This is a genomic window from Streptomyces sp. NBC_00878 (assembly GCF_026341515.1).
Classification (GTDB): Bacteria; Actinomycetota; Actinomycetes; order Streptomycetales; family Streptomycetaceae; genus Streptomyces.
The window spans coordinates 8,315,585-8,332,615 of record NZ_JAPEOK010000001.1 but is presented as its reverse complement, the minus strand read 5'-3'; the positions used below and the strand labels follow the sequence as shown (position 1 = coordinate 8,332,615).

Here is a 17,031-nt window from a genome sequence, read left to right as displayed (position 1 = left end):
ACGGGCGGACGTTGGCGAACCGTCCTTCACCGGGCAGACGTTGGCGATTCCTCCGTAGCCAGGCAGGCCGCTGGTGATTCGTCCGTCGCCGGGCAGGCGCTGGTGAACCGGCGTGCGCCGGGCGGGAGTTGGTGAACCGTCCTACGCCTGGCGGGAGTTGGTGAGGCCTCCGATGTCGGGGGCGCGTTCAGCAGCCGTACGTGCCGGTGCGCGCCCCGTGTGAACGGAGCGCACGTGCCGGTGCCCCGCACGCGCTCCCGGCGCGTGGGAGCGCGCGGTCCACTGGTAGTTGGTCCCGCACAGGATGACGGCTCCTGCGCGGGTGGGTCGCCGGCCTATCGATCCCCGCCCTCGGCCGGCGGCCCCGCCCTGGCAGCGGTGGCCGACGTCCGGCGGCCACCGCCCCCGGCCGTCCTGACACCGCGGCGTCCCACGAGTTCACAGCATTGCAACACTCGTTCCCATGATGCGGACAGTTGCCCCTGTGACCTCGACAAACGGGCCCACGCACTGTCACTCTCCCGCCATGCATCTTGCCCAACGCGCCTTGCGCCGTGCCGCGTCCACCGCCACCGTCGCTCTGCTCGCCGTCGCCGTCGGCTGCGCCCCGCAACCCGAGGAGAAGGCCGCCGACAAGCCCTCCGGTTCCGGCGCCGAGTCGTGCGCCAAGGGCGAACTGGGCACGGAGACCTCCGGGAAGCTGACCATCGCGACCGACGAACCCGCGTACGAGCCATGGTTCAAAAACGGCAAGCCGGCCAACGGCGAGGGCTTCGAGTCGGCCGTCGCGTACGCCGTGGCGAAGCAGCTCGGCTACGACAAGGGCGACGTCGTCTGGCAGACCGTGCCCTTCAACAAGGCTTTCGCGCCCGGCGAGAAGACCTTCGACTTCGACATCAACCAGGTGTCGATCAGCGACGAGCGCAAGAAGGCCGTCGACTTCTCGTCCGGCTACTACGACGTACGCCAGGCCGTCATCGCGCTGAAGAACTCCAAGGCCGCGAAGGCGAAGAGCATCGCCGACCTCAAGGGCGTGAAACTGGGCGCCCAGGTCGGCACCACCAGCCTGAACTACATCAACGACGTGGTGAAGCCGACCGAGGAGCCGGCCGCGTACGCGAAAAACGACCAGGCCAAGTCCGCGCTGAAGAACGGCCAGGTGGACGCCATCGTGGTCGACCTGCCGACCGCGTTCTACATCACCGCGGCCGAGGTGACGGACGCGAGGATCGTCGGACAGTTCGAGAACCAGGGCGGTACGCCGGAGCAGTTCGGGCTCGTCCTCGACAAGGGCAGCGCGCTCACCTCGTGCGTGACGGACGCCGTGGACGCCCTGCGCGAGGACGGCACCCTCTCCGCCATCGAGAAGCAGTGGCTGTCCGACGCCGTCGACGCACCGGTCCTCAAGTGACGGTCGTGAAGGAGGAGTCGGGCGGGGAGCCGGAGGGAGACTCCGGCGAGGGCGACCCGCGCGAGGCGTACGTCCCGTCGCGACGGCGGGTCGAGCGGGAGCGCTACAAACGCTCCCGCGCCCGCCGCGCGACGGCGATCGCCGCGCTGTCCACCCTCGTGACCGGCGTCGTCCTCTACCTCGTCGTCGTCAACGCGCCCGGCTGGCCGCGCACCAAGGAGACGTTCTTCAGCGCGCAATACGCGCGCGAGGCGTTGCCCAAGGTCCTCGAAGGGCTGTGGCTGAACGTCCGGCTCCTGCTGGTGTGCGGCGTCGCGGTCCTCGTCCTCGGCATGCTGATCGCCGTCGCACGCACCCTGCGCGGCCCGGTGTTCTTCCCGCTGAGGGCGCTGGCCGCCGCGTACACCGACTTCTTCCGTGGGCTGCCGCTGATCATCAACCTGATGATCGTGGTGCTGGGTGTGCCGGCGCTGCGGCTGCAGGGCATCACGGTCGATCCGGTGCTGCTCGGCGGGACGGCGCTCACCCTGACGTACTCGGCGTATGTCGCCGAGGTGTTCCGCGCCGGCATCGAGTCGGTCCACCCCTCGCAGCGCGCCGCGGCCCGCTCGCTGGGGCTGAACAACCGTCAGACGTTGCGGTACGTGGTGCTCCCCCAGGCCGTGCGCCGTCAGGTGCCGCCGCTGCTCAACGACTTGGTGTCCCTGCAGAAGGACACCGGGCTCGTCTCGATCGGCGGCGCGGTCGACGCCGTGCGCGCCGCGGACATCATCGTGGGCCGCAGCCTCAACTACACGCCGTACATCGTCGCGGGACTGGTCTTCGTCGCACTGACCATCCCGATGACCCGCTTCACCGACTGGGTCACGGCACGGATGGACCGGCGGCAGGCGCAGGGAGGGAGCATATGAGCGAGACACTCACGGACTCGGGCGTGCCTGTGCTGCGGATGGAGGCCGTCCGCAAGACCTTCGGCGACTCGGTCGTCCTGCGGGACGTCGATCTGGAGGTCGCCCCGCACACGGTGACCGCACTGATCGGAGCCTCCGGCTCGGGCAAGTCGACGCTGCTGCGCTGCGCGAATCTCCTGGAGGAGATCGACGACGGCGCGATCTGGCTGGACGACGAGGAGATCACCGACCCCCGGGCCGACCAGGACGCGGTGCGCCGCCGGATCGGCGTGGTCTTCCAGGCGTACAACCTCTTTCCGCACATGACCGTCCTGGAGAACATCACGCTGGCCCCGCGCCGCGTGCACGGCGTGGACCGGGCGGCGGCGGAGGCGCACGCCCGTGAACTGCTCGACCGGCTCGGGCTCGGCGCCAAGGCGGGCGAGTACCCGGACCGCCTCAGCGGCGGCCAGCAGCAACGGGCCGCGATCGTCCGCGCCCTGGCCGTACGCCCCAGGCTGCTGCTCCTCGACGAGATCACCGCGGCCCTCGACCCGGAGCTGGTGGGTGAAGTCCTGGCCGTCGTCCGGGACTTGAAGGGCGACGGCATGACCATGGTGCTGGCCACGCACGAGATGGGTTTCGCGCGCGATGTCGCAGACCAGGTCTGTTTCCTCGACGGCGGCGTCGTACTGGAACGCGGCACGGCCGAGGAGGTGTTCGGCGACCCGCGGGAGGAACGCACGCGGCGCTTCTTGCGCCGGATCGTGGAGGCGGGACGGCTGTAGCCGCCGGCATGGCGCGGGGCGAGCCGGGACGCGCGGCTCTCGGCGGACGCGGACGGTGCTCGGAAATCCTGGATCAAGGTCATGCGTCGATGGTGGCACCCACCACTGACAATCGGCCTCCGTCGGCCCGGCCCCTCCCGTCAGGCCGCCGTCCGCCCGCCCGGCGCCTCGCGTCAGGCCTGCGCCTGCCCCGTTCCCGCCAGCGCCGCGACCCGCTCCACCCCGAACACATATCCCTGCACTCCGCAGCCCGCGATCACTCCGTCGGCGCGGAGCGAGACGTACGAGTGGTGCCGGAACTCCTCGCGCTTGTGGATGTTGGAGATGTGGACCTCCAGCACGGGGAGGCCGTCGCAGGTGTTGAGGGCGTCCAGGATCGCGATGGAAGTGTGCGAGTAGGCGCCAGGGTTGATCACGATCCCCGAGTGGTTGAGGCGTGCCTCGTGGATCCAGTCGACCAGCTCACCCTCGTGGTTGGACTGACGGAAGTCCACCGTGCCGCCGTGCGCGGCCGCCGCCTTGGCACACATCACCTCGACGTCGGCGAGGGTGTCGGAGCCGTAGATCTCCGGCTGGCGCTGCCCGAGGAGGTTCAGGTTGGGGCCGTTGAGAATCATGATCGGGGCGTTGGCGAGGGTGCGGGGCACGGTTCCTCCGGTCCGGTCGGATGGCTCGGCCCGTTCAGGACCGCTGCTCAGACCCGGTTTATCACGGTGCGCCGACACCGGAACGGCTCCTACGTTCCTGGGGAGATGGGGTTCGACGCCTCGGAGCGGCCGGACGACATCCACTCGGCGTTCGCCGACCCGGGCATCAAGGCCCTCATGGCGGGGGGCGTGATTCGGGTGGACGGTCCCGCCCGGCGCATAACGGTGACCTGCTGAGGCCGACCGGGCCCCCACGCGCCCCCGTAACTCTTGGTCACCGTGGGTAGTTGACGCGACATGTACCGTGCACGCACCGTAAAGCCCCCTTCCATGCCGCGGCTCGCGGCCGCCGCGCTTGCCGGGACGGCCATCGAGTTCTACGACTTCTTCGTCTACGGGACGGCGGCCGCGCTCGTCCTGGGTCCGCTGTTCTTCCCCACGTTCTCGCCGGTGGCGGGGACACTGGCGGCCTTCGGGACGTTCGGGATCGGGTTCGTGTCGCGCCCCTTGGGCTCGGTCCTGTTCGGGCACATCGGGGACCGGCACGGTAGGCGGCCCGTTCTCGTCATCTCCTTGTTGCTGACCGGCACCGCGACCGTCGCCGTCGGCTGCGTACCGACGTACGACTCCATCGGAACGGCCGCCCCCGTACTGCTCCTTGTACTGCGTTTTCTCCAGGGGCTGGGGCTCGGCGGGGAGTGGGGCGGGGCTGTGCTGCTGACCGCGGAGCACGCTCCCCCCGGCCGGCGCGGGCTGTGGTCGAGCTTCCCGCAGATCGGGCCCGCGGTGGGGTTCGTCCTCGCCAACGGCGTGATGCTGGTGCTGTCGGCGACGCTCTCCGAGGCGCAGTTCGCGAGCTGGGGATGGCGGGTGCCGTTCTGGGCGGCGGGTGTGCTCGCGGCGGCGGGGCTGTGGCTGCGCTCCTCCCTCGCGGAGAGCCCCCAGTTCCTCGAACTGCGCGAGCACGCGCGCGTGCCGCTCGTCGAGGTCGTACGCGGGCACTGGCGGCTCGTCCTGCTGACCGCGGGGGCGCTCGCGATCGGATACGCGGTGTTCTACGCGGTGACGACCTGGTCCCTCGCCTACGCGACCGAGCGGCTCGGGGTGAGCCGTACGGTCATGCTGGCCTGCATCATGGCGGCCGTCGTGGTGAAGGGTGCGCTGACTCCGGTGGCGGCGGTTCTCGGCGACCGGTACGGACGGCGGCCGTTGTGCCTGGCGGGCTGCGCGGCAACCGCCCTGTGGATGTTCCCGATGATCGCGCTGCTGTCGACGGGCGAGCCGCTGCTGATGTTCCTCGGTTTCCTGGTGGCACTGATCGCGTTCGTGACGATGTTCGGCGTGATCGCCGCGTATCTGCCGGAGCTGTACGAGCCGCGTGTGCGCTGCACCGGTGCCGCCGTGGGCTACAACCTGGGCGGTGTGCTCGGAGGCGCGCTCACGCCGATCGTGGCGACGGCGGTCGCCGAGCAGAGCGGGCGGGTTCCCTGGGGTGTGGCCGCCTATCTGACGGCCATCTCGCTGCTCAGCCTGGGGTGCTTCGCGTTGCTGCCGGAGACCCGGCCGGTGGCGGTGGTGGCGGCGGAGCCGGCCACGGGGTGAATCGGGCGCGGTGGCGCGTAAACGCTTGCGTAAGCGTTTACGCGGGGCCTGCGGAGCAGCTCCGGCTTCGCCGATACGCCCAAGAGCTCGAAGATCAGGTTCAGTTGGCGACTGCGGACTGTTTGTGGCTGGTCGCGCCCGCGCGGCGGAGCAGCACAATGTGACAGCCCGCGCCCCTCCTTCGGGGCCCGAGCCCTGCGGTACGCCGACTCGGCGGGTGCCGGGGCTCGTGGCGCGCAGACCTTACGGCTTCTCCGCGCCCGGCACCTACGGGCGTCCCCGGCCTCTACGGATTGACCGCAAGCTCCAAGCTAGCCGCGAACGGGATCGGGTGAACGCCGTCCTGAAGCGGAGTGGCCCGGCCGGGGACCACCACCTGAGGGAGCTGCATCTCTTCCAATCGCTCGGTCTCGAAGTCGATGATCTGCACGAGCTTCATCGGTGCCTCCATCCGACCGCGGCGCCCCCGGGCCGGGAAACGCACTCAGGAAACAAGCAAGCACCGCGAGCGGTGGCCGGCAATTCGCCGCGGGCCGCTCCCGGTGCTGGTTGTTGCTACGTCCGAGGTGGTCAGGCCTCGATGCTGTCCTTCGGAGCGCCTTCGGCGTCGCTCTGCGCCGCCTCGGCCGCCGCCTGCTTCTTGGAGGCCATCAGGCTGGTGATCGTGGTGACCACCAGGACCGCGCAGATCACGCCGAGGGAGACCGGGATGGAGATCTCGGGGACGTGGACGCCGGACTCGTGAAGGGCGTGCAGCACCAGCTTGACGCCGATGAAGCCGAGGATCACCGACAGGCCGTAGCTGAGGTGGACCAGCTTCCTGAGGAGTCCGCCGATCAGGAAGTACAGCTGCCGGAGACCCATCAGCGCGAACGCATTGGCCGTGAAGACGATGTACGGGTCCTGCGTCAGACCGAAGATCGCCGGGATCGAGTCGAGCGCGAAGAGCACGTCGGTGGTGCCGATCGCCAGCATGACGACCAGCATCGGCGTCATGACCCGCTTGCCGTTCTGCTGGATCCACAGCTTGGTGCCGTGGTAGCGGTCGGCGACTCCGAAGCGCTTCTCGGCGGCCTTGAGGAGCTTGTTCTCCTCCCAGTCCTCGTCCGACTCGTCTGCCCGGGCCTCCTGGATCAGCTTCCAGGCGGTGTAGATGAGGAACGCGCCGAAGATGTAGAAGACCCACGCGAAGCTCGCGAGGATCGCGGCGCCCGCTGCGATGAATATCGCGCGCAGGACGAGCGCTATGAGCACACCGACCAGCAGCACCCGCTGCTGGTACTGCGTGGGCACGGAGAACTTCGCCATGATCAGGACGAAGACGAAGAGGTTGTCGACGCTCAGCGACTTCTCGGTGATGAAGCCGGCGAAGAACTCTCCGGCGGGCTGGCCTCCGGAGAAGACGAGCAGTCCGAGGCCGAACAACGCGGCCAGGACGATCCAGACGACCGTCCAGATACCGGCTTCCTTGATGGATACGTCGTGCGGCTTGCGGCCGATGAAGAAATCGACCGCGATGAGGGCGGCGAGGCCCACGATCGTCAGGACCCAAAGGGTCACGGAAACATCCACTGCGCCTCCGGCAGTACGTAACGGCAAGTGTCAGCGTCGTCGCTGCCGGAGGTCTCTTCCACCCGATGCAGGTGGGGCGCGTGATGCGCCCGGTGCACTCGGGCCGACGCCCCGGGATCTGGTTCGATCCGTATTGACGGGTACGCCGCAGTAGGTAGGGAGTACTCCCCTCCGCACGGACGACAGTACCCCAATCACCAAGGAAAGGTAAAGAGATTGGTAAAAGAAGAGCCAAAAGCGCTGGTCAGAAGACTTGAAGAACTCTTGGTAAAGGGTGCGCGGGTCTCAGCGGTTCCAGGAGCGGCGGGCCGCCGCGACCTGGGTGAGAACGTGCTGGAGCACCTGACTGCCCGGGGGGACGCGCGAGGGGTCGTACGTCCACGCGTGCCCGACCCACGGGTCGGCGAGGTGATCGTCGGGCACAGGCGTGAGCCGGAGCAGCGAGCGCCACAGCGGGTCGAGCAACGGTCCGTAGGCGGTGGCGTCCTCCCGGTCGGCGACCAGCATCAGGTGGACGCCGACGGCCGGGCCCTCGTCCGCGAGGTAGCGCAGCTGGGTCACCGCGCGGTCGTCGAAACCGTGCGGGAAGTCGTTGACGATCAGCAGTTGCTCGGCCGTGTCGAGGCCGGGCGGCAGGGCGTCGGCCGCGCCGCCGCGGATCGCCATCTGTACGAGATCGACGCGTTGCGTCAGACGGGCCAGCACGTCGGTCACCCCCGCGGCGCCGACGGCGGGCGGGCCGTCGAGCACACTCGTCTGTACGAGGGGCGCGAGGGACGAGGTGCCGGAGCCCGCCGGGTCTATGACGTGCACCGTGTACTCGCCCGCCGGGTAGACCGCGAGGAGCCGGGCCGCGATCGCCACTGCCGTGTCCATGCCGAGGCGGCGCAGGTCGTCGGAGTCGGCGATCGAGCCGTCGAAGGATCCGGAGCGTCCGCTGTCGATCCACAGGCCGCGCTCCAGCGGCAGCCGGACCAGCATCGGAATGCTCAGGCCCGCGCTCTCGGGCAGGTGGAGGTCGCCCAGGCGCAGGGCCATGGGGATCTCCATCGGGACCCGGTAGCCGTGCCAGGTGGGATTGTCCCAGCGCGCGAAGGCGGGCGGCAGCGCGGGCTCGACGACCTCGGCCTCGGCGGTGAGCTGGGCGAGGTCGCGGTCGAGGGCCTCCCTGGCCCGGTCGATCAACTGGGCATGCTTGGCGCGGGCGGCCTCACGCGCCGCGTCGCCCTGTCCGCCGATGCGGCTGCGCGGGTCGGACAGGACCTTGTCGAGCTCCTGCTCCATCCGCGACTCGGCGAAGTCGACCGCGCTGCGGTACGCGGCCGTGGCGCGGGCCAGGTCCTCGAACATGCCCCACACCTGGTTGTAGAGGCGCTCCTCCATGGACCAGCCGGTCGCGTCGCCCGCGACGGGCTGCGCGGGCTGTCCCGGCTGGGCCGGGGGCGCCGTCGGCGGGGGCGGCGGAGGTGCCGCTGCCTGCCGTCCCGGATGGCTGTAGTTGACGGGGCCGCCGGCTCCGGCACCGGCGGGCTGGGTGACGGCGGACGGGTCCGGCTGCCCGGGCCCTGAGGGGCGGCCGCCCTGCGGCGTCGCGTGTCCGGGAGTGCCGGATGACGTGGGTCCCTGGCCGCCTGGGTGTCCGTGCTGCGGTGCTACGTGGCCGGAGGCGCCCTGGGGTGTGGATCCGCCCTGGTTCTGGCCGAGCGCAGGCGTCGCGGCGTGCCGGGAGCGGTCGCCCTCCGACGTACGCGGCGGGGGCGCGGCCACCGAACGGGCGAGGCCCTGGGCGACGGCTTCGTTGATGCTGCCCGCGAGTTGGCGGGCCTGGGGAAGGCCCTGGTCGGCGAAGAGTTCGGCGAGGCCGCCCGCGTACCCCTGACCGACGGCGCGTACCTTCCAGGCGCCCTGTCTGCGGTAGAGCTCGAGTGCGACGACGGCCGACTCGGCGTCGAGGTCCGTGATGGTGTAGCTGGCGACCTCGGAGCCGTCGAGTCCGGTGACCGCGACGAAGGGTGCGGCGACGGCACCGAACCGGACCGGGCCGCCCACTCCCAACGGCAGCGCCAGCAGCACGCTGACCCGGTGCACGGACTCCGGCAGGGCATCCAGGTCACAGGCTAGGCGGTGGTCGGCTGCCGCCTGCTTGGAGACCTCGAGGCCGGGCAGAGTGGGTGAGCCCGGGTGGGCCACCCACTCGACACCGTGCACCGTGCCCTGTTCGTCGCTGAGCGTGGCCCCGGCCACGATCGGTTTGCCGGCCGACACCCGGATCTCAAGTCGGGCCTGGGACAGCGGGTGGTTCTGCCCCCGGACCAGCTCAGCCGTCATCGCCTTCGTTCCCCCTATGTGCTCGTGCGCCGGGTGCCTGGCTGCCTACAGGTGCGGCAGGATCGCCGGCATCAGGTCCTGGAAGGTGCGGCCGTTGGCCGGCGTACCGAGAGCGGTCATCTGCCAGCCCGCGCCCGCGCGGTGGACCTTCGCCATGATCTGCGCGGTGTACTGGCCGCCGCCGGCCAGGGTGTAGCGGGCCAGCTCCTGGCCGTTGGTCTCGTCGACCAGGCGGCAGAACGCGTCCTGCACCTCCTGGAAGGTCTGGCCCGTGAACGAGTTCACGGTGAAGACGATCTGGTCGATGTGGACCGGGATGCGCGCGAGGTCGACGAGGATCGCCTCGTCGTCGCCGCCCTGGCCCACGCCACCGACGAGGTTGTCACCGGTGTGGCGCACGGAGCCGTCGTCGCTGACGAGGTGGCGGAAGAACACCACGTCGACCGGCTGCTTGTCCGCGAACAGCACGGCGGACGCGTCGAGGTCGATCTCGCGGGTGCGAGAGCCGAACAGGCCACGTCGCGGGGCGGCCTGCCAGCCGAGCCCCATGCGCACCGCGGTCAGCGTGCCTCCGTCGTTCTTCTGCAGACTGATGGCCTGACCCTTGGTCATGTTGACCGTCACGCGCTGTTCCCCTCTCGAACTGTCCCCTGTTGCCGCAGAGTCCTGCGGTTGACCAGCAACCCTACGCAGAGCCACTGACAGCGCCGAAGACCGGTGCACACTTTGTGTCGGTCTTGCAACACAGCGCGCCACTCCGGGCGTCAGGCGATGCCGGCTTCCTTCATCTGCCGCAGCTCCTTCTTCATCTCCGAGACCTCGTCACGCAGCCTTGCGGCGATCTCGAACTGCAGGTCAGCGGCGGCCGCGCGCATCCGCTCCGTCATCTCCTCGATCTGCTCGGCGAGTTCCGCCGCGGGCCGGTCGGTCGGCACGGTCTCCTTGGCCTTGCCCTTGGCTCCCTTGGCGGCCTTCCCACCGAGCGCGGGCACAGGGGCCTTGGCGCTCTTGCCGTCCTTGGACTTGCGGTAGCCCGAGCCGAGCAGCTGTTCCGTGTCGACGTCCTCGCGGGCGATCTGCGCCACGATGTCGTTGATCTTCTTACGGAGGGGCTGCGGGTCGATGCCCCTCTCCTTGTTGTACGCGACCTGCTTCTCCCGGCGGCGGTTGGTCTCCTCGATGGCCTTCTCCATCGCCGGGGTGATCTTGTCGGCGTACATGTGGACCTGGCCCGACACGTTGCGCGCCGCGCGGCCGATGGTCTGGATCAGTGAGGTGCCGGAGCGCAGGAAGCCCTCCTTGTCGGCGTCGAGGATCGCCACCAGGGAGACCTCGGGCAGGTCGAGGCCCTCCCTGAGGAGGTTGATACCGACGAGGACGTCGAACTCGCCGGCCCGCAGCTCACGCAGCAGTTCGACACGGCGCAGGGTGTCGACGTCGCTGTGCAGGTAGCGGACCTGGATGCCCAGCTCCAGGAAGTAGTCGGTGAGGTCCTCGGCCATCTTCTTGGTGAGCGTGGTGACCAGGACGCGCTCGTCCTTCTCGGTGCGCTTGCGGATCTCGTGCACCAGGTCGTCGATCTGACCCTCGGTGGGCTTGACGACGACCTCGGGGTCGATGAGGCCGGTGGGGCGGATGATCTGCTCGACGAAGCCGTCGCCGCGCGAGAGCTCGTACTTGCCCGGTGTCGCCGAGAGATAGACGGCCTGGCCGATGCGCTCCTGGAACTCCTCCCACTTCAGAGGGCGGTTGTCCAGGGCCGAGGGCAGCCGGAAGCCATGGTCGACGAGGGTGCGTTTGCGGGAGGCGTCGCCCTCGTACATCGCGCCGATCTGCGGCACCGTGACGTGCGACTCGTCGATGACGAGCAGGAAGTCGTCCGGGAAGTAGTCGATCAGCGTGTTCGGCGGGGAGCCGGTCTCGCGGCCGTCGAAGTGCATCGAGTAGTTCTCGACGCCCGAGCAGGAGCCGATCTGGCGGAGCATTTCGAGGTCGTACGTCGTGCGCATCCGCAGCCGCTGGGCCTCCAGGAGCTTGCCCTGCTTCTCCAGCTCCGAGAGGCGCTCGCCGAGCTCCTTCTCGATGTCGTTGGCGGCGCGCTCCAGGCGCTCGGGCCCCGCGACGTAGTGGGTGGCCGGGAAGACGTACAGCTGCTGGTCGTCGCTGATGATCTCGCCGGTGAGCGGGTGCAGCGTGGAGAGGGCCTCGATCTCGTCGCCGAACATCTCGATGCGGACGGCCAGCTCTTCGTAGACCGGGAAGATCTCGATGGTGTCGCCGCGGACGCGGAACGTGCCGCGGGTGAAGGCCACGTCGTTGCGCGTGTACTGGATGTCGACGAAGCGACGCAGCAGGTCGTCCCGGTCGATCTCGTCGCCGATCTTGAGGTTGACCATGCGGTCCACGTACTCCTGCGGCGTGCCCAGGCCGTAGATGCAGGAGACCGAGGCGACCACGACGACGTCCCGGCGGGTGAGCAGCGAGTTGGTCGCGGAGTGGCGCAGGCGCTCCACCTCCTCGTTGATCGAGGAGTCCTTCTCGATGTAGGTGTCCGACTGCGGGACGTACGCCTCGGGCTGGTAGTAGTCGTAGTACGAGACGAAGTACTCGACGGCGTTGTTCGGCAGCAGCTCGCGGAACTCGTTGGCCAGCTGGGCGGCCAGTGTCTTGTTCGGTGCCATCACCAGGGTGGGGCGCTGGAGCTTCTCGATCATCCACGCGGTGGTCGCGGACTTGCCGGTGCCGGTCGCGCCGAGGAGGACGACATCCTTCTCACCTGCGCGGACGCGCCGTTCGAGCTCGGCGATGGCAGCTGGCTGGTCGCCGCTGGGCTGGTAGGAACTGACGACCTCGAAGGGCGCCACCGTGCGTTCGATCTGGGATACGGGCCGCATGGGTTCCACCGTACGACCCCGCACTGACAACGGGGTCGCGTCACCAGTTCTGCGGGGTGCGGGAGCCGGGGTGCCTGGAGCGCCGGCGCTGACCGGGCACGGGCGGGTGGCCGGTGTGGCGGACCGGGTGGGCCGGGATGCCGGGCTTCTGCTCGACGGGGCTCCAGTCGGGTCTGCCCATGACCATCAGCGGGTCGAACATCACGACGACACCGGCCAGCAGCAGGAAGGCCAGAGGGCCGACCATCAGGGGGGCCAGCAGGGACGCGGGCGAGTCCCCGGGAGGGGTGCTGGCGGAGTTGTGCAGATGGACGTTGAGGGCGGCCATGCCGGTGTAGTGCATGCCGCTGACGGCCAGTCCCATGACGAGGCTCGCGCCCACGCTCCACATGAAGCCACGGATCTGTCCCGCCGCCCATAGGGCCGCGATCGCGGCGACGACGGCTATGACGACCGAGGCGGAAACGGTGAGGGTGTTGTACTCGAGCTTTCCGTTGAGTCGCATTCCGGCCATGCCCAGGTAGTGCATCGTGGCAATGCCGAGGCCGGTGATGGTGCCCCCGGTGAACAGGGCCGTTCCGGAGGCTCCCCGGTAGCCGACGATGAAGATCCCTATGCCGACCATGACGATCGCGACGCCGAGGCTCGCGAACGTCGTCAGTTTGTCGTAACGGACCGGGGTTTCCTGGACGGAGAACCCCATCATCGCGATGAAGTGCATGGTCCAGATGCCGGAGCCGATCGCCGCAGAGCCGAGCGCGAGCCAGCCCGGCCGCCAGGAACGGGTGACGAGCATCGATCTCGTGGTGCAGCGCAGACCCAGCGCTCCGCCGAGACAGGCCATCAGATACGCCACCAACGGCGTGACGAGTCCGTAGCTGAATCCGTCGACCGTGCCCTGCATGCGCGGTTGCCCTTCCGCCCTGTTACATCCCGGAATTGTGTGCGATGCCCCCGCCCCAGGGCCGCCACGGCGGCCAGGGTTGACGCAGTGAGTATGACTCGCCCCGGAACGCTCGAACGATTTTCCGGCAAAGAATCACGGCCTTGCCGCAGTTGTGCGGCACGCGTGATCGGACTTGAGCAACTCCATTCAATCTGTGGCCATCCTGCACCCCCCTCTCGTTGACCCTCTGCTGTCACTCTGGAACGGTCCGTGATCCCTGACACAAGGAGTACGCATGCACGCGCGCGCTGCCGCCGCCACGACCACCGCGCTCCTGGGAGCTGCCGTCCTTGTCCTCCCCGCCCCCACCGCACACGCCGCGCCGGACACCGGCCGGCCTCTGGTCATCGCCCACCGCGGCGCCTCGGCCTATGCCCCCGAGAACACGCTGGCCGCCATCGACAAGGCCGACGACCTCGGATTCCGCTGGGTCGAGAACGACGTACAGCGCACCAAGGACGGCGAACTCGTGGTGATCCACGACGACAGCCTGACCCGCACGACCAACGTCGAGGAGGTCTTCCCCGGGCGGGCCCCCTGGAAGGTCAAGGACTTCACCGCCGCGGAGATCGCGCGCCTCGACGCGGGCAGCTGGTTCAGCCCCAAGTACGCGGGCGCGCGCGTGCCCACGCTGAAGCAGTACATGAACCGGGTTTCACACAATCACCAAAAGCTCGTCCTGGAGATCAAGAATCCCGCGCTCTACCCGGGCATCGAGCGGCAGACCCTCGAGGTCCTCAGCAACGAGGGATGGCTGGCTCCGGCCCACGTTCGGACCAAGCTGGTCGTACAGAGTTTCAGCGCGGACAGCATTCGGGCCGTGCACGCGCTGCGGCCCGACATCAGGACGGGTTTCCTGGGCACTCCGTCGGTCGCGGAGCTGCCCGCGTACGCGCAGTTCGCCGACCAGATCAACTCGTCGCACACGACCATCTCCCTCGGCTACGTCACCGCGATCCACGCGCTCGACGGACCGCACGGCAAGCCGCTGGAGATCTCCACGTGGACCGTCGACACCGCGGAGGACACGCGGCGCGTCGCGGGCTTCGGCGTGGACGGCGTCATCACGAACAAGCCGGATGTGGTGCGGGAGGCGCTGAACGAGGGCTGACCCGGCCTTCACAAGACCCCGCCGTCACGGAACCTCAGCATTACGGAACCCCCGACGGCACAGAACCTCGACGTCACAAGGCCTCGCCGGTGGCGCGGACGCTCGCACGCGTCCGCGCCACCGGCGTTGTCAGTGGTGCGCCGTACCGTGGAGCGCATGAACAGCCATGGGCAGAACGAGCAGCGGGTGGTGTGGACCGTCGTCGACAGCGACATCGGTCCGCTGCTGCTGGCCGCGACCGGCAAAGGCCTGGTCAGCGTCGTTTTCCACGCCACGGACGCGGTGCGCGACAAGGCGCTCGACCGGCTCGGGTCCCGACTCGGCGCCGACCCCGTCGAGGTACCGGAGTCCCCACTGCTGGCCGAGGCGATACGTCAGATCGCGGCGTACTTCGCGGGTGAGCGCAAGGACTTCGAGCTGCCGCTCGACTGGTCCCTGATCTCCGGGTTCAACCGCCAGGTGCTGGGCGAGCTGGCGTCCGGCGTTTCGTACGGGTCCGTGGTGGGGTACGGCGACCTGGCCCGGCGGGTCGGCCAGCCGGGTGCGGCCCAGGCGGTGGGCATGGCCATGGGTGCCAATCCGCTGCCGGTCGTCGTGCCGTGCCACCGGGTGGTGGAGAGCGACGGTGGCATCGGTGGGTTCGGGGGCGGCCTGGAGACCAAGCGGAAGCTGCTGGCGCTGGAAGGGGTACTGCCGGAGCCGTTGTTCTGAGGGGTGCTTCGAGGACGTACTTCGAGGAGCTCGGCCGTGAGGTCGCTGTTGTGGTGAGAGTTTGACCTGGGCACAGAATGAGGGGGGAGTACGCAGCGGTGACCACATCGATCATGCGCGGGCATGTGTCCGAAACGGTGCGGTCCGCACAGTCGGGCGAGGTATGCGCGTTCGGTCGCGGTGCTCCGGGACGCTCTCGGTGACCGCCGTCGAGCGGTCCACCGCCGGGCCCGTCGACGCGGAGGGGCTGCCTGCCCTGCGGCGCCGGATAGCCGCCGTTCTCATCACGGGGCAGATCCTCGGGGGGCTCGGGGTGGCCACCGGCATCGCTCTCGCGGTCGTCCTGGCCCAGGAGGTCGCCGGCACCGAGTCGCTGGCCGGGCTGGCGCCCACCGCGATGGTCACGGGGACGGCCGTGCTCTCGGTGCCGCTGGCCGCGCTGATGACCGCGCGCGGTCGTCGGCCGGGGCTCGTGCTGGCGTACCTCATCGGGGCGTTGGGGGCGGGGGTCGTCGTGCTCGGTGCGGAGGTGGACAACTTTCCGCTGCTGCTGGTCGGCATGGCGGGGTTCGGCGCGGCCTCGTCCGCGAATCTGCAGGCGCGGTTCGCGGCCGCGGACCTGGCCGAGCCGCAGCGCCGGGCACGAGCCATCTCGAACGTCGTATGGGCCACGACGATCGGCGCGGTCCTCGGCCCCAACATCGCCGCGCCCGCCGGCCGCAGCGTCTCCGGGCTCGGCATACCGGAGGCGGCGGGCCCCTTCCTCTGGGCGGCCGGAGTCTTCCTCATATCGGCGCTGCTGGTCGCCGTGCTGCTGCGGCCCGACCCGCTGCTCACCGCCCGCGCGATGGCGCCGGTCGAGGAGCGGTCCCCCGCCGCGCGTTCCATACGGGCCGGGGCGGCGGCCGTCCGGGCCTCGCCGCGGGCCCGGCTGGCCCTCGTGACCGTGGCCGTCTGCCACACGGCGATGGTGTCGGTGATGTCGATGACGCCGATCGACCTCGGTCACCACGGCGCGAGTATCGATCTGATCGGGCTGGTCATCAGCATCCACATCGCGGGGATGTACGCGTTCTCGCCCGTCATGGGCCGGCTGTCCGACCGGTTCGGGCGGCTGCCGGTGATCGGTCTGGCCGTGGGGCTGCTGGCGTGCGCGGCGCTGCTCGCGGGCACCGCGGGCGCCAGTCACGGGCAGACCGTCGCCGGGCTCTTCCTGCTGGGTCTCGGCTGGTCGGCCGGTCTCGTCTCCGGCTCCGCGCTCCTGACGGACTCCGTGCCGCAGCCCGCGCGCGCCGCCGCACAGGGCCTGTCCGACCTGACCATGAACACCTCGGCGGGGCTCGGCGGCGCGGCGGCCGGCCTCGTGGTCGCCCAGGCGAGCTACGGCTGGCTGAACCTGATCGCCGCCTGCCTGCTGCTGCCGCTCGGCGCACTGGCGCTGTTCACCCGAGGCCGGCCCGCCACATCGTGATGTGCCCATCGTGACATGCCCATCGAGACCCGCGCGAAGGCTGGCCGGAGCGGTGCCGCGATCAGGGCGCCAGCCGCAAGTACGTCCTCGATCCGCACGGGGCGCTGAACGGAGCGAGGCCCGCCTGAGCCCCGAAGGACACAAGGGTGTCCACGCGCGCGCGGACACCCTTTTCTCGTGCCTGGGAGCTGCTCATTCCTGGGAGCTAGTCGTAGTGCCGCGCCTCGAAGACGTTGCCGTCCGGGTCCCGGAAGTAGAAGCTCCGCTTGGCCTTTCCGCGAGCGCCGTACGCGTCGTGGGTGAAGTCCGAGAGGGGGACGGCACGTTCCTCCAGGCGGGCACGGAGCGCGTCGAAGTCCTCGCCCCGGAGGGACAGGCATACGTGGTTGACCGGGTGGCCGGCGCTGTCGGCCGCGTCGGGGACGACGTCCATGCGTGGGGCCATCGTCAGGGGCGCGAGGTCGAAGATGGTCTCCTCGTTGAGGCGTACGGAGGGGAAGGACACCTTGCCCGCGGCGAACTCGGTGACTCTGATGGGCTCAAGGCCCACCGCCTTCTCGTAGAAGTCGGCCGAGGCCGCGGGGTCGCGTACCCAGAGGACGACATGGTCGAGACGTGTCGAGTTGTCCGTCATGGCTTCAGGCTGCTGCCCCGTTGTGG

Annotated in this window: 16 protein-coding genes; 8 read left to right on the top strand and 8 right to left on the bottom strand. The window is 69.6% G+C overall.

The features are described 5' to 3' along the window. Window positions 1-526 precede the first annotated feature (526 nt). Genes OHA11_RS36105 through OHA11_RS36095 form a run of 3 tightly spaced genes read left to right on the top strand, consistent with a single transcriptional unit; the run spans window position 527 to window position 3,089 of the window. Window positions 527-1,411: an ABC transporter substrate-binding protein gene (locus tag OHA11_RS36105; RefSeq protein WP_266503488.1), complete on the top strand. Its 885-nt coding sequence runs from the start codon at window positions 527-529 to the stop codon at window positions 1,409-1,411. Continuing rightward, window positions 1,408-2,322 (top strand): amino acid ABC transporter permease, encoded by a 915-nt coding sequence (locus OHA11_RS36100; RefSeq protein WP_266503487.1) that lies wholly within the window; start codon window positions 1,408-1,410, stop codon window positions 2,320-2,322. Before OHA11_RS36105 ends, OHA11_RS36100 begins: the two co-directional genes overlap by 4 nt. Beyond that, on the top strand, window positions 2,319-3,089 hold the full coding sequence (locus OHA11_RS36095; protein ID WP_266503485.1) for an amino acid ABC transporter ATP-binding protein: 771 nt from the start codon (window positions 2,319-2,321) through the stop codon (window positions 3,087-3,089). The genes OHA11_RS36100 and OHA11_RS36095 overlap by 4 nt, the downstream gene beginning before the upstream one ends. A 173-nt stretch (window positions 3,090-3,262) precedes the next feature. Here the strand turns inward: OHA11_RS36095 and aroQ are convergent, their stop codons facing one another. Further along, window positions 3,263-3,736 (bottom strand): type II 3-dehydroquinate dehydratase, encoded by a 474-nt coding sequence (gene aroQ, locus OHA11_RS36090; RefSeq protein ID WP_266503483.1) that lies wholly within the window; start codon window positions 3,734-3,736, stop codon window positions 3,263-3,265. Window positions 3,737-3,841: 105 nt separating this feature from the next. Here aroQ and OHA11_RS36085 point away from each other — a divergent pair, with 105 nt between their 5' ends. Continuing rightward, window positions 3,842-3,973, top strand: a complete 132-nt coding sequence (locus OHA11_RS36085; RefSeq protein ID WP_266503481.1) for a hypothetical protein — start codon at window positions 3,842-3,844, stop codon at window positions 3,971-3,973. Window positions 3,974-4,066: 93 nt separating this feature from the next. Next, window positions 4,067-5,338, top strand: coding sequence for an MFS transporter (locus OHA11_RS36080; RefSeq protein WP_266503479.1), 1,272 nt, complete (start codon window positions 4,067-4,069; stop codon window positions 5,336-5,338). A gap of 286 nt (window positions 5,339-5,624) precedes the next feature. On the opposite strand, the gene OHA11_RS36075 is transcribed toward OHA11_RS36080, so the two are convergent. The 6 genes from OHA11_RS36075 to OHA11_RS36050 form a co-directional block, all read right to left on the bottom strand. After that, window positions 5,625-5,777 carry a hypothetical protein gene (locus tag OHA11_RS36075; protein ID WP_266507893.1) on the bottom strand — a complete coding sequence of 51 codons (153 nt, stop codon included), beginning with the start codon at window positions 5,775-5,777 and terminating at the stop codon, window positions 5,625-5,627. A 131-nt stretch (window positions 5,778-5,908) separates the two neighbouring features. Next, complete coding sequence (locus OHA11_RS36070) at window positions 5,909-6,910, bottom strand: TerC family protein (protein ID WP_266503478.1); 1,002 nt, start codon at window positions 6,908-6,910, stop codon at window positions 5,909-5,911. Window positions 6,911-7,195: 285 nt separating this feature from the next. Then, a complete protein-coding gene (locus OHA11_RS36065; RefSeq protein WP_266503477.1) occupies window positions 7,196-9,238 on the bottom strand; it encodes a TerD family protein in 2,043 nt (680 codons plus the stop codon). A gap of 45 nt (window positions 9,239-9,283) precedes the next feature. Beyond that, entirely contained in the window at window positions 9,284-9,862 is a 579-nt protein-coding gene (locus tag OHA11_RS36060) for a TerD family protein (RefSeq protein ID WP_055615261.1), read from the bottom strand. 140 nt (window positions 9,863-10,002) lie between these two features. Beyond that, a complete protein-coding gene (gene uvrB / locus OHA11_RS36055; protein ID WP_266503473.1) occupies window positions 10,003-12,132 on the bottom strand; it encodes an excinuclease ABC subunit UvrB in 2,130 nt (709 codons plus the stop codon). A gap of 40 nt (window positions 12,133-12,172) precedes the next feature. After that, window positions 12,173-13,036, bottom strand: a complete 864-nt coding sequence (locus OHA11_RS36050) for an MHYT domain-containing protein (protein ID WP_266503471.1) — start codon at window positions 13,034-13,036, stop codon at window positions 12,173-12,175. A gap of 277 nt (window positions 13,037-13,313) precedes the next feature. Here OHA11_RS36050 and OHA11_RS36045 point away from each other — a divergent pair, with 277 nt between their 5' ends. The 3 genes from OHA11_RS36045 to OHA11_RS36035 all read left to right on the top strand — a co-directional run bounded on the left by OHA11_RS36045 (window position 13,314) and on the right by OHA11_RS36035 (window position 16,371). Continuing rightward, the gene (locus OHA11_RS36045; RefSeq protein WP_266503469.1) at window positions 13,314-14,189 is read left to right on the top strand and encodes a glycerophosphodiester phosphodiesterase family protein; all 876 of its coding nucleotides are present in this window, start codon (window positions 13,314-13,316) and stop codon (window positions 14,187-14,189) included. Window positions 14,190-14,345: 156 nt separating this feature from the next. Beyond that, on the top strand, window positions 14,346-14,900 hold the full coding sequence (locus OHA11_RS36040) for a methylated-DNA--[protein]-cysteine S-methyltransferase (protein ID WP_266503468.1): 555 nt from the start codon (window positions 14,346-14,348) through the stop codon (window positions 14,898-14,900). Between the two features lie 163 nt (window positions 14,901-15,063). Continuing rightward, window positions 15,064-16,371, top strand: a complete 1,308-nt coding sequence (locus tag OHA11_RS36035; RefSeq protein ID WP_266503467.1) for an MFS transporter — start codon at window positions 15,064-15,066, stop codon at window positions 16,369-16,371. Between the two features lie 205 nt (window positions 16,372-16,576). On the opposite strand, the gene OHA11_RS36030 is transcribed toward OHA11_RS36035, so the two are convergent. After that, window positions 16,577-17,005 (bottom strand): VOC family protein, encoded by a 429-nt coding sequence (locus OHA11_RS36030; protein WP_266503466.1) that lies wholly within the window; start codon window positions 17,003-17,005, stop codon window positions 16,577-16,579. Window positions 17,006-17,031 lie beyond the last annotated feature (26 nt).

What these genes read in the sequence shown, in the direction of transcription:
- OHA11_RS36105 (WP_266503488.1), top strand. Translation starts at nt 527, where the DNA reads ATGCATCTTGCCCAACGCGCCTTGCGCCGTGCCGCGTCCACCGCCACC.
- OHA11_RS36095 (WP_266503485.1), top strand. Translation starts at nt 2,319, where the DNA reads ATGAGCGAGACACTCACGGACTCGGGCGTGCCTGTGCTGCGGATGGAG.
- OHA11_RS36085 (WP_266503481.1), top strand. Translation starts at nt 3,842, where the DNA reads ATGGGGTTCGACGCCTCGGAGCGGCCGGACGACATCCACTCGGCGTTC.
- OHA11_RS36080 (WP_266503479.1), top strand. Translation starts at nt 4,067, where the DNA reads ATGCCGCGGCTCGCGGCCGCCGCGCTTGCCGGGACGGCCATCGAGTTC.
- OHA11_RS36075 (WP_266507893.1), bottom strand. Translation starts at nt 5,777, where the DNA reads ATGAAGCTCGTGCAGATCATCGACTTCGAGACCGAGCGATTGGAAGAG.
- OHA11_RS36065 (WP_266503477.1), bottom strand. Translation starts at nt 9,238, where the DNA reads ATGACGGCTGAGCTGGTCCGGGGGCAGAACCACCCGCTGTCCCAGGCC.
- uvrB (WP_266503473.1), bottom strand. Translation starts at nt 12,132, where the DNA reads ATGCGGCCCGTATCCCAGATCGAACGCACGGTGGCGCCCTTCGAGGTC.
- OHA11_RS36050 (WP_266503471.1), bottom strand. Translation starts at nt 13,036, where the DNA reads ATGCAGGGCACGGTCGACGGATTCAGCTACGGACTCGTCACGCCGTTG.
- OHA11_RS36045 (WP_266503469.1), top strand. Translation starts at nt 13,314, where the DNA reads ATGCACGCGCGCGCTGCCGCCGCCACGACCACCGCGCTCCTGGGAGCT.
- OHA11_RS36040 (WP_266503468.1), top strand. Translation starts at nt 14,346, where the DNA reads ATGAACAGCCATGGGCAGAACGAGCAGCGGGTGGTGTGGACCGTCGTC.
- OHA11_RS36035 (WP_266503467.1), top strand. Translation starts at nt 15,064, where the DNA reads ATGCGCGTTCGGTCGCGGTGCTCCGGGACGCTCTCGGTGACCGCCGTC.
- OHA11_RS36030 (WP_266503466.1), bottom strand. Translation starts at nt 17,005, where the DNA reads ATGACGGACAACTCGACACGTCTCGACCATGTCGTCCTCTGGGTACGC.